The organism is Bartonella sp. AD24XZML (assembly GCF_042196485.1).
Taxonomy (GTDB): Bacteria; Pseudomonadota; Alphaproteobacteria; order Rhizobiales; family Rhizobiaceae; genus Bartonella.
In genome coordinates, this window is the sequence record NZ_JBHIQH010000015.1 from 146,191 (window position 1) to 158,517 (window position 12,327).

Below are 12,327 nucleotides of genomic sequence, written 5' to 3' on the forward strand. Positions count from 1 at the left end.
AATTAATCTATCTTTTTTCCTATATCTGCAATCGTACGCAATGAAAGAGAGAAATTAAAGTTTTGCAAGGGGGCTTTCCTGCCTGGATTCGTTACCTGTTGATAACCGAATGTTAACCCGAAACATTCGTCCATATAACTCAAGCTAATTCCTCGCTTTATAAATGTACCAGATACTAAATCATAACCGGCGTTGCTATTAATGGACCAATAATCTGCCAATTTAAGTCCTGTTTGAAAAGAAATTTCTTGGCGCTCTTGAGAATATTCATAATCTGGTTGCTTTGCGATATAGGCATATTGTAGAGCCGCCCAAAAATTTTGCCATTTTTGTGATGCTTCGATTTCACTACGGCGCATTTTTCCTGTTTTTTTGTCAAAGCGTCCACGCGTTTCTAAGGAAAAACCACTTTTATGGGTTGCACCAAACATTGCAACATAGTCTGAACGTTTTGCCTCTAAGCTAGAATGAGTACCGACATTGATAAAGTCCTTTTCTGCAAAAGGATTCTTTCCTGCTAGATGAAATGATTGTCCAATGAGACCATAAAGAGACCAATTATCATTAAGGCTTCCAGAATATCTTATACCTATATTGGCTCTTGTACCACCTTCTACACGATCATAACCAGAAAATTTGTCTCGTTGAAAGAGAGTGGTTGCATCAAAGACAAAGCTTTGAGCATCTTCATTAGGAATTTGTCCAATATATTGTTCATTATTGCGTATAAAAATTTGTGCAGTTGGTTCTATAATATGTGTAGAATGATCAGCGGTAATGAGGAAGGGATAGCGTAGTTCCAACCCTGCTGTTGCCATGCCACGAATTGCTGAACCATGAGTTGCGGATAAGGCATTGTTTTCTATAGAATCTGTATGATTTTTGCTTGCATTGGTTGTAATGATATCAGCTCGTAGAGAGAGAAGAGGGGTTAAGATGAGTCCATTGTGCGTGTTGAAGCGCTTTTTCCACTGAAGCTCGTTTGTTAAACGCAAACTATTTCCAGCCATACCAGAAAGTCTTACTGTATTGAGAGGGTTTCCGTTCTGGTCGGGTGAATTGAAGTCAGCATGGCGACGATAAACTGATTGTATATTACTATGGAAGGTAAGCTCTCCATTATAAATGGGTTCATTTGGTGTGAAAAAATAATCGATGCGTGGTAAGACCCACGCTTGTCGAGAGTGACGTTCATAATGAGGATCATTCAGTATTGAATCTTGAACTTTAAAATGATAAAAACGCATATCAAAATAATTTTTTCCTGCAAGACCATTCAAATAGATCTGAGAAAGTTGTGTAGGATTGTTATAGTTTTCAAGTTTATAGGCACGACTAAAATGCCGATCCGATTGTGCAAGAATATCCCATCCATAAGTCCAGTGTGAGTTAATACGAAAATCCCCCTTTGTCGCCAGCATATAACGGTTTTTATGTTGGGCATCAATCGTATCATTATCAAATCTATGCGGTTTCATTTGATATATATGAGCAAAGCGAATGTTATAACGGCCCGTTTTTAAACGCTGACGCCATTCCCCTTCGGTTAAAAGCCCTTGTTGGGTATAAACCGTAGAAGAAAGGGTAAAATCATAATGGGGGGCGAGATTCAAGAAATAAGAATTCTTTATCCCCATACCGAGATAATCAGTATAAAAAAAATGAGGAGTAAGCAGACCGCTAGCACGCCTGACAGTTGGATCATAGATCTCAAAATTTGGAAATTTTATAATCGGTACACCAAAAACTTCAAAACTGCTATTTTCAAACCGAATTTTTTTGACGCTATTATTCCATATGATCTTTCTTGCTTTAATTTTCCATAGGACGTCTCGATCTGGGTTATAAGAGCAAGGTTCACAGGCTGTATAGGTTGCATTTTCAAAGACTGTTATGTGATTGTGTTTGCGTGTAGCATTTTGGGCTGAAAAGTGAACATTGTTGGCTGTATCAATACGTAAGGCGTTTACAAAACCCTCGCCAAGATCTTGGGTCATATCAATTTGGTTGGAATAAATTTTATTACCATCCTTTTGAGTAATTTCAACGTTCCCTTGTGCTATAAGCCGTCCTGTTTTTTGATTGTAAATAATTTTTTGAGCGACAACTTTATTGCCATCATATTCGATTTGGACATTACCGTGTGCAGAAACAGTGTTTTCATCACGATTGTAGATGAGTTCATCCGCAGAGAGCAAAAGAGGAGGTTCCGGATTTTGAATGCGACTTTGAGAAGGAGATTGAAGGCTTTGAGCGTGCGCACAATAAGATAAAGCACCTCCTAAAATAACCCCCACAATACTTTTAAAAGCGAGAGCACTTAATTTTGTTAAAATAGTTTTTTTAAGTGTTAATGCTTTCACTTAGCCATCCTCTTTATGAAGTAAAAAAGAGATTCCTAAGAATAACGCAATAACAACGGGTGTCCAAGCTGCAATAATTGGTGGAATATATCCAGCATTACCAAAAGCTTGAACAAGTACGGAAATAACATAAAGTATAAACCCAGCTATTACGCCACCAAGAATCAACATTCTAGATTGCCCAAAACGTGTAAAATTTAAAGATACAGTTGCTGCAATGAGGGTCATTGCCACAAGCAATGCCGGTAATGCAATCAGAGATTGGAAATACATATCAAAATTATTAGCAGAATAGCCAAATGAACGTGCAATCATAATTTTTTTTGGCAATTGGTAAAATGGAATAGTTGCGGGATTCACTAAACGTTCCGTTAAAAATTCAGGTTTTAGATTGGTTTTTATTTGCAACACGGTAAATTTTTCAGGAGGATGCCCTATTTTATAGATTGTTCCATTTGTTAATAGCCAAAATCCATTAGTCAAGGTTGCTTTTGGGACGTTAATCCAATTTTTAACGGTTGCATTGTCATTGTATTGTACAAAGGTTGCATCGAGAAGAGAAAGTCCTTGATCGGTGATAGATTTAGCACCAATGGTTGTTCTGCCTAAATTTGTACGTTGTGTTAACCAGTGGATACTTGTATTGTGAAGAGGTGTTAGTACATTGTGATTGCGCCATTCAGTCATCTTTTTTTCTGCTTGAGAAAATCCCCATGCAGCAAGTGGATTAATGAGAAGAATTGAAAATAATCCTAAAAGAAAAGCTCCAAAACAAGCTGGCATAAGAAATTGCCATGCAGAAACACCGATTGAACGAGTCACCACAAGTTCAAGTTTTTTGTTGAGCGAGATAAGCGTTGCTATTGCAGAAAAGAGTGCAATGAAAGGGATAAGTTGTTGCATGATAAAAGGGATGCGTAAAACAGAGAGGAAAAATGCATCTTTTGCTGTATAATGCGGAAGGGAAGATAGCCTACCGGAATTCTCTGTGAAATCGATTAAAAGAGCAAGAACAAAAATGCTTCCCAAGAAATAACAAGTTATTTTAAAATAACGTATAAAAAAATATCGTCCAAGTGTCCACCCAATCATGATATTTTATCCGAGGAATCTTGAGATTTTCGATGTTCAAATTTGTTCATTATTTTTTGAAAAGCGATTTGAAGTATCTCATTAACTTTTGTGGGAAGCCCAATTTTATGATTCGTTAAAAGCATAAAAAAGACAAATGCACTTGTTCCTATAGGTATAATATAAAGGAGAGGAACGTATGCAAGATCGCTTTTTGCTTTTTCTGCGAAAAAATATCCTATCCAATATACCAGAAAAGAAAGGGCAATTGCCCAGAGGTTTGCGGAATGACGAGCTTGTCGATGGGAGCGTACATCCCCTGCCGCTGCTAATGCAATAAGTGAAAAAACAATAGGGTAGAGCCATTGTGTTAATCTGCGGTGAAATTCAGCTTTATATTGGAGTGGTTTTCGTTGATAGTAGGGATCTTTTGGGTCAGGGTTTTGTAAATAAGAAAGAGACCGATCTTTTGGATAAAGAGTAGGTGTTTTATCACTGGGGATAAACTCTCCTAGGCTAAAAGTATATGAGCTAAATTGCACGATTGAAACACTGTTATTTTGATGATTGACTCTTTCTATTTCACCGTTATTGAGAACCAGAAAACTGCCGTTTTTATTATTCACAATGGATGCGTCTGTTGCATAATAAAAAAGATCAGTTTTAGGATCACGCTGGTCGGCAATGAAAAGGCGTTCAAGTGTTCCATTTGGATTTCGTTCGCCAATTTCTATGTAAAGGTTATTGGCGAGTTTTTGAAAGCTCCCTTCACTAATGAATAGATTAATAAGATCAAAATGAGCGCTTGCTAGCATTTGTCGCATATGAAGACGCGCTTGAGGAACAACAAAATTAGCTATAGAAAAGGAGATACAGGATGTAACAATAGCAAGAAGAAGGATAGGTTTCCAAACAGTACTTTTAGGAAAACCAGAGGCATTGATGACAGCAAATTCTGAGTCTTGATGCATTGCTGAGAGGATGGTTGTAACTGCGATCACTAATGCAAATGGAATGACAAGAAAAATAACAGAAGGAACCAATGAGAGTGAAAATTGTAAGACTGTGAGGAGTGTTTGTTTACTTGTTGTGAGAAAGTTTATCCGTGCAAGAATTTGTACAGTCCAACTAACGCCCACTGCTGCAATCATGACAGAACTAAACAAAACAAGGACACGTTTCAGAATGTAGAACTCAATAATACGCATAAATTGGGGAAAATCCTCAGTTTTTAATTCGATAGCAAATATTCTTACTGCTTTCGGTTAAAATGTAATAAAGTTTGAAAAAATATCCTTTCATGAATTGGATATTTTTACCAAATAAATAATATAAAATTGCCTATGAGGTCCTCTTTAAATTTTCCGTACATTATATTTTATTTTCAACTATAGTCTACAAAGAAACTAGAAGAATCTAGAAAATAATTTAAAAAACTTTTTATTAACGTTGAAAATAAAAATTATTGTCTTTTAAAGATACGTGCAAAAAGATGATGCATCTCAATCAAAAAAGAGGGTTTATATCTTGAACCGTTTCCTTTGTATTAGGGATATAGAAGTTTTTTTTTAAAGATGTTAGCTTTTTTATAAAGAATGATGAAGGCTTAAGAGATTGGATATTTTATTCTATCATTTGACGCAGTCAACGCTGAAGGATATTTTGCCGACGCTTGTGGAGCGTGCATTGGCTCGTTTTGGTACAGTAACAATACAGTGTGTGAGTAAAGAACAACGCGATTCTATAGATATACATTTATGGGTTTATACTGATGAATCATTTATTGGACATGGAACGGAGTGTGATCAATATCCAAACTTTCAGCCTGTATTTCTTACGACAGGACAAGAAAATCCGAATGATTCAAAGATTCGTTTTCTCATAGAGGGAGCTGTTTGTTCGGATATTGATGCTTATCAACGGCTTGTTGTGATATTTGATGGTAGAAGTGAAGAGCTGTTGAATCTCGTTCGTGCACAGTGGAAAAAATATAAAATGGAAAATCATAATTTAACGTATTGGCAACAGACTGAAGATCATCGCTGGGAAAAACAGGTTTAATGCGTCTCGTATCTATTGTTCTGATTTTTATAGGATTACTGGGAATAGTAAATCCTGCACTTTTTATTACGGAAGGCTCAGGGGGAGGGCGTTGGGTTTTTATTGTGATTTTTCTTTTAGGCATGTTAAATATATGGACTATAATTAAAAAAATGAAACGCCATAATGATGATTATTGATCGAATTTTGCTTGTTTTATGGGCTGTGATGTTGGCCTTCTTTTGCGTTTCATGGTTGGGGACAACGCATATCTTATCAGAAATGTTTGCTGTTTTTTATATAAGCAATATTGCAGATTTTTTATTTTTCTTTTTGAGTGCCTTGTTCGCGGGAACATTGTGGTGGAAAATACCTCAACCCCTGTCTTTAAAAATGAAACTGGCAGCATTTTTGCTGCCAGTACTTATTTTATTCTTCTTTATTATATTTTAGTTGGATATTTCATTATCTGTAAATCCAACGAAGCAAATCAGTGAAATAAAAGAAGCAAGAAGCAAATAATAGCCGATATAAGATGTATCAAAATGTTGTACCAGATATTCTGCAATATAAGGCGCAAGAGAGGCTCCTACGATACCCGATAAGTTGAAAGTAATAGAAGAACCAGTATATCGAATTGCTGTTGGGTATGGTGAAGCCAAAACAGCACCAAGAGGACTGTATATCATCCCCATGATAGACAAACCGATAACAGACATTGCAAGGACTCCTATAACTCCAGAATTTAAGAAATAAGGAATTGCAAAAGAATAGATACCGGTGATGATTGTAACCCAAATCATCAAAGTTCGACGTCTAATACGATCAGCGAGTTTTCCAGTGATGACAGTAAAAATTCCACAGAAAATAGCACCAACAATTTCGACTTGAAGAGCTTGATAAAATGGCAATTGCAGATGGTTTGTTGAGTAGCTTAACAAATATGCAGTGACCAAGTAAAACAAAACAAATGTTGCCATACCAGAAAATATTCCAAGAAATAGGATTCGTGGACATTTTAAAAAGACATCGATGATAGGAACTTTGACACGTTCTTTACTTTCAAGAGTTTTTTTGAATTGAACAGTTTCATTGATTGAAAGACGGACCCATAATCCTATAATCATAAAAACAACTGAAGCAATAAAAGGAATGCGCCATCCCCAAGCTAAAAGTTCTTCATGATCAAGGAAATGCAACAGACCTAAATAAACGGCAATAGATAAAAATAAACCGATTGGAACACCCAATTGGGGGAACATCGCGTACCAGCCGCGCTTTTCTGGAGGGGCATTTTCTGTTGCGAGCAAAACAGCTCCTCCCCATTCTCCTCCTAATCCCATTCCCTGTCCAATACGGCACAAGGTCAAGAGGAAAGGGGCAAACCATCCAGCGGTTTCATAAGTAGGAAGAAAACCAATAATGACTGTTGAAAGACCCATTGTGAGAAGAGAAGCAATAAGTGTTGCTTTTCTTCCAATTTTATCTCCAAAATGTCCAAAAACAATTGATCCAAAGGGCCGAGCAAAAAAGGCCGCTCCAAAGATCAGGAAAGATTGTAAAATGGCAATCTGATCATTTTGTGTTGGAAAAAACACATGAGGAAATATGAGAGCTGCGGCAGTGGCAAAGACATAGAAATCAAAGAATTCAATTGTTGGGCCAATAAGGCTTGCAAACAAAATGCGACGAGGGGAATTTCTGTTGCTTGTAGCTTTCATTTCTGAGTTTATAGACATGAATAGAATGTCCCTTTCAGTATATGACAAATCAAATGACGAGTTAACTGACTATAACTATAGAAATTTCAAATCAGTGTCGAGTCAATATTATGACACTTCGTTATATATTAGAACAATGATTATGGACTGATGAGTATGAATAAGTGGTCTACATATTATCCATATTGAATAAAATAAAGACACTGCTTTAAATGCTGTAGAAGATGGCAATAGGTGGCCATAAACGCAGCTCTCATTCACATTGCTGTTTCTTTTAAAGTTTAATGCTATTTTTATCTATTAAGGAATCAATCTTCTTCGTAGATCGGTGTTTAGTGTCTTAAAATATTAAAAATATTTTTCATGGATGCAATTATAACACTTTTAAAGTGTATCTAAAACAAATTAAATCTTTTAGTTGTGCATACATTTTAAAACACATGATGTATATTTGATCTGTCAGAGTTTAATCCATCGAATGCTTTGTTATCTTAAAAAAACATGAGGTTGAGCAATTGCATTGAGTTGTTTTGGTCTATGCACTTTTTTCTAAATGGGAGAATTTAAATTTAAAATTATGGAGTGTGAATAATGCAACGCAAATTGAAATTAAGTTTTTGTGCATTAATAACCAGTGGTTTTTTTGTCAAGATTGCGAGTGCAGATGGAGTAGCAGCACCAAAAGAAAAGTTATTAACAACAGTAAGTATCAGTGAACACCTAGAAGAGACAAAAAAATTGTTATCGGAAGTGAGGGGATTAAAAGAAAAAAATGAGGGATCAAAAAGGATAGAGAATAAACAGATAGTAGAAGGAAGTAATCCTTCAGAAGAGGAAAGGAAGAGATTAGAAAACCTATTCTTTGAAGTACTCACAAATTCAATAATAAGTGATGGTGCTACTATCTATATTACTAATCGTGACTCTGAAAATTCTGAAATAAATAGCTTTAAATATGAAGATGCAGGCTATTCCATCAATAATACGGTTCAAGAAGGTGGAAAACTCTACATTGATGCAGCAAGTGTTAGCAGGGATACGATAATTGAGAGTGGTGGGATTGAGGTTGTACAAAACTTGAGCAGTTCGGAATATGCCACTGTAAAAAAAGGTGGTAAACAAATTGTTGAGAGTGGTGCAAATGCAGAAGGGGCTCAAATCCATGGTGGCGAGCAGATTATTTTTGGTAAGGGAAGCCTTGGATCTGGTTTATCGCGAAAAGATAAGGCAAGTAGTGCTTATAACACCGAAATTTATGCTGAAAATGGAATGCTAGGACTACAAAGTGTCTATAGTGGTGGGATGGCTGTTGACACAAAGGTTATGAAAGGAGGTGTCCAGAATCTTGATGGTAAAGAGAATTCTAATAACGGCTTTGCAGAAGATACTGATATAGAGGGTGAGGATTTTACAATAAATGAAGGGGCTTTTGCACTGAGTACAGAACTTTTTAAAAATGGTGCGCAGAATATCTTAGCAGGAGGGAATGCGAGCGAAGTTACTTTATACGATAGAGCTACTCAGAAGATATATGATTCTGGATACGTGGATAATCTAACAATTAATCATCAAGCAAAATCATGGGTTTTTGCTGGTGCGATATTAGGTGAAAATACAAATGTTAATAATTTTGGCAACCTCTATCTTTATGCTGGAAATGGTGAAGCTGTTACGGAAGTAGACAATCTTAATTTAAATGGAGAAGATACCAAACTATACATTATTGCGTCTGAAGATAACAGCAAAAAACCTCAGGTTAATGTCCAGAATTTAACGGGAAGTGGCAGAGTTATTTTTACGTCTTTAGGGACTAATAAGCATTATTCTCAGCTTAATATTGATGATCTTTCAGGTTCTTTACATTTCAATTTTAATGTCAATTTTGCCAAGCACCTTAGTGATTATCTTGTCATTAAAGAAAGTGGTTCAGGTTATCATACAGTAAGTATTACTGATTCTGGGGGTGAGATCACAATCTCTTCCCACAAAAGGTTTACATTAATTTCTGATCATAGTGGAAACGCTCATTTTACTCTGACAAACACTTTTGGTGAAAAAATCAAAGCTATTGATGCCGGAACTTACATGTACAGTTTGAAACAGAGAAAAAATGAGAGCAATGGTAAAATTTGGTATTTAGATGCGAATTATGCTCTTGATGAGACAAATACCTCTTTATTTTCTGATTTTAGCTTGCAACCATCTGCTATAGCTTCATTATCGAATGATCTCACAGAACGCACAATTGAAAAGGGAATGATTGTTACGATTGCTGATCCTAGCTTTGATAGTAACAGTGAGAAAGTTGAAAGCACTGGAGAAACTTCGATTAGTAATACAGTTAAAGACAGTGGAAAGATCTCCGTTTATCACGGTGGTTTTAGCTTGTATACAACAATTCAAAGAGGCGGCACTGAGCTTGTTAGAACACAGGGTCTTTCACAGGATAGTACAGTTAAGAAAGGGGGAAAACAAAAGGTTGAAGATGGGGGAAAAGCTGAAGGGGTTAAAATTTACGGTGGTGAGCAGTTTGTTTCAGGAAAGTCTGATATCAAAGGTGAGATGGTAAGAAGCAGTGCCTATGACACTATCGTTTCTGGTAAAAATGGAGTGTTAGGATACCAGAATGTGTATGATGATGGAGAGGTTTTTAGCACAAAGATCATGGAAGGAGGGGTACAAAATCTTTTTGTGGAAGAAGATCTAGACCATTATAGCAGTTTTGCATTTGATACGAAGGTCTTTTCTGGTGGAGAGCAACACGTTTTAGCGGGAGGAATCGCGATTGGTGTTCTCTTACAAGGGAATGCTTTCCAAGCAATAGATTTAGGAGGCTATGTAAAAGATTTAATAATTAAGGATCAAGCACAATCGTGGTTACATTTTGGTGCAACATTAGAAGGAAGCACTATGATTCATGATTCTGGACGGATTTATCTTTATGCTGGTACTGAGCGATCTCGTACTGAAGTAGAAAAAATTGTTTTAAATGACAAAGATACCACATTATACTCTATTGCTTCCAAGATGGACGGTGAAAGCTCTTTGATTGAGGATTTAAGCGGGAATGGGCGCGTTATTTTTACTTCTACCGTGTTTAATCCACATTATTCTAAACTTGAGGTCGGTAATCTTTCAGGTAATTTACATTTTAGGTTTAATACTAATTTTGTAGAACAGCGCGGTGATTATCTTCTCATAAAAAGAGGAGCAGGTCATCACACCATAAGCGTTATCGATTCTGGTGTTGAAATTACCAATTCTCCTCTACAAGATCAGAATTTAGTTTTGGAACTTGATTTAATTCATGATCAAAGCGGAAATGCGCATTTTACTCTGATAGATTTTTGGGGTGAAGAGATAGCTACTGTTGATAATGGAGTCTACATGTACGCTCTCAAGAAAAAAGATCATAACGGTGGAAAGATTTGGTCTTTATCAACACCATCTATGCCAGAAAAAAATTCTTCTCCTATCTTTCCTCCATCTCATACGGAGTTGGCTATAGCTGAATCTTTTGAGCAAGAAAAGTATGGTTCTCCTTTGGAAGATTCTATAGCCAATTCTTATAAAGGTGATTTCAGTTTTCATGCAGAGGATTTCATTACTGGCACACGTGAAAAAATTTTGCAAAGCTCCGTGCTCGGTGACAATAGCATAGTTTATATTGTTGGTGATGGAGAAACGGATGATTTTAAATTATCCATTAATAATACGGTTCCGGAAACTGCAACACTCTATGTTGAGACTGGTGGTTTCAGTAAGAATACGACAATTGAAAATGGTGGTGTTGAGATTGTAGGGGAACAAGGGATTTCAGAATTTACGATTATTTACGAGGGTGGAAAACAAAGAGTGGAGGGAGGAGGAACCGCATTGAGAGCTGAAATTTATGGTGGGGAGCAGCTTGTTTTCGGAGATGGTTATGTAAATGGTGGAATTGTGGGGAGCAGCGCTTATAACACGACACTTTATGGTCAAGGTGATACGCCAGGACAGCAGAATGTATATGATGATGGGATGGCTGTGGGAACAAAAGTGATGAGTGGAGGAATACAAACTCTTGCTAAGTGGTTCGCAGATGATGATGATTTTATACAAAAGAGTGGTGGTTTAGCTGTGAATACTGAGGTTTTCGCGGGTGGTGTACAGCGGGTATTAGCAGGGGGTGAAGCGAATAGAGTAATTTTACGCACTGGTGGTGTTCAAGAAGTCTATGCGGGTGGAATTGTGAAGAATCTAACGATTGAAGGTAATGCCAATTCATGTATTTCTCCTAGTGCAATATTAGGAGGAGAAATAAAAGTTCAAGATTTTGGTGGGATCTATCTTGATGCTGGAGGTGATGGTCAACAAACTATAGTAGAAAACATTGAATTAAATGGAGAAGACGCTCAATTATACTCCGTTGCTCGTGGGGTTGACGACAAAAGTACACGCATTCAGCAGTTAAGCGGTGTAGGAAAAGTCATTTTCACCTCTTCTGAAGATGATTTATATTACTCTCAGCTTTATATTAATAATCTAGCAGGGAGTCTACACTTCGATTTTAATGTCAGCCTTGCAGAAGGAAAAGGTGATTACCTCTTTATTGAGAATGGGAGTGGTTTTCACACAATAAGTGCCGTAGATTCTGGTATTGAAGTTGTTGATCCTTCTTCAGCAGGACTTGATTTAATTTTTGATCAAAGTGGTAGCGCATCTTTTACTCTACAAAGTTTTTCTGGCGCAAAAACTGTAATGGTTGATGGAGGAACTTATACTTATGGCTTAAAACACAAAAATATTGAGAATGAAGAGGGAAAAATTTGGTATTTGACTGCAGTTTACATGGATAGTGCGCCACGCAGAAGCAGATCTATGCGGCATTTAAATCAAAATCAATCAGTTTCTTCTCTTTCAACGATTACAGCACCACAAGAGCATGCTATTAAATTCCCACGTCGAAGAAAAAACCGCCAAAACTTAAGGCAAAAATCTCAGGCTTCTGTATCTCCAACTATTTCCTCTCTTAGAAGTCACGTTACTGAAGTCTTAGGTTCAGGAAGTTCTCATCCTCTTTCTGATGAAAAACAACAAACTGCTGTTTCAACCTCTTCTCAATCTTTAGCCGATCAAATGATTGTGCGTCC

Annotated in this window: 8 protein-coding genes; 4 read left to right on the forward strand and 4 right to left on the reverse strand. The window is 36.7% G+C overall.

Annotation, left to right across the window (positions count from 1 at the left end):
• Positions 1-2 precede the first annotated feature (2 nt).
• From ACFIMX_RS01955 to lptF, 3 genes are read right to left on the reverse strand one after another with little or no spacing between them, the layout of a single operon-like run.
• A complete protein-coding gene (locus tag ACFIMX_RS01955; protein ID WP_375693943.1) occupies positions 3-2,363 on the reverse strand; it encodes an LPS-assembly protein LptD in 2,361 nt (786 codons plus the stop codon).
• A complete protein-coding gene (gene lptG, locus ACFIMX_RS01960; protein WP_375640548.1) occupies positions 2,364-3,455 on the reverse strand; it encodes an LPS export ABC transporter permease LptG in 1,092 nt (363 codons plus the stop codon).
• A complete protein-coding gene (gene lptF / locus ACFIMX_RS01965; RefSeq protein ID WP_375617666.1) occupies positions 3,452-4,642 on the reverse strand; it encodes an LPS export ABC transporter permease LptF in 1,191 nt (396 codons plus the stop codon). Before lptF ends, lptG begins: the two co-directional genes overlap by 4 nt.
• Before the next feature lie 406 nt (positions 4,643-5,048).
• Here lptF and ACFIMX_RS01970 point away from each other — a divergent pair, with 406 nt between their 5' ends.
• From ACFIMX_RS01970 to ACFIMX_RS01980, 3 genes are read left to right on the forward strand one after another with little or no spacing between them, the layout of a single operon-like run.
• Positions 5,049-5,495: a DNA polymerase III subunit chi gene (locus tag ACFIMX_RS01970; RefSeq protein ID WP_375640547.1), complete on the forward strand. Its 447-nt coding sequence runs from the start codon at positions 5,049-5,051 to the stop codon at positions 5,493-5,495.
• Positions 5,495-5,674 (forward strand): hypothetical protein, encoded by a 180-nt coding sequence (locus ACFIMX_RS01975; protein ID WP_375617668.1) that lies wholly within the window; start codon positions 5,495-5,497, stop codon positions 5,672-5,674. The genes ACFIMX_RS01970 and ACFIMX_RS01975 overlap by 1 nt, the downstream gene beginning before the upstream one ends.
• On the forward strand, positions 5,664-5,927 hold the full coding sequence (locus ACFIMX_RS01980; protein ID WP_375617714.1) for a hypothetical protein: 264 nt from the start codon (positions 5,664-5,666) through the stop codon (positions 5,925-5,927). The genes ACFIMX_RS01975 and ACFIMX_RS01980 overlap by 11 nt, the downstream gene beginning before the upstream one ends.
• Here ACFIMX_RS01980 and ACFIMX_RS01985 read toward each other — a convergent pair.
• Positions 5,924-7,213 (reverse strand): MFS transporter, encoded by a 1,290-nt coding sequence (locus tag ACFIMX_RS01985; RefSeq protein ID WP_375617669.1) that lies wholly within the window; start codon positions 7,211-7,213, stop codon positions 5,924-5,926. The two genes, ACFIMX_RS01980 and ACFIMX_RS01985, sit on opposite strands and share 4 nt — an antisense overlap.
• A 573-nt stretch (positions 7,214-7,786) precedes the next feature.
• Here ACFIMX_RS01985 and ACFIMX_RS01990 point away from each other — a divergent pair.
• Positions 7,787-12,327: pertactin-like passenger domain-containing protein (locus tag ACFIMX_RS01990; protein WP_375693944.1), on the forward strand; the 4,541-nt coding region annotated here is incomplete at its 3' end.

Coding starts and splice junctions, on each gene's coding strand:
- lptG (WP_375640548.1), bottom strand. CDS start 3,455: ATGATTGGGTGGACACTTGGACGATATTTTTTTATACGTTATTTTAAA.
- lptF (WP_375617666.1), bottom strand. CDS start 4,642: ATGCGTATTATTGAGTTCTACATTCTGAAACGTGTCCTTGTTTTGTTT.
- ACFIMX_RS01975 (WP_375617668.1), top strand. CDS start 5,495: ATGCGTCTCGTATCTATTGTTCTGATTTTTATAGGATTACTGGGAATA.
- ACFIMX_RS01980 (WP_375617714.1), top strand. CDS start 5,664: ATGATTATTGATCGAATTTTGCTTGTTTTATGGGCTGTGATGTTGGCC.
- ACFIMX_RS01985 (WP_375617669.1), bottom strand. CDS start 7,213: ATGTCTATAAACTCAGAAATGAAAGCTACAAGCAACAGAAATTCCCCT.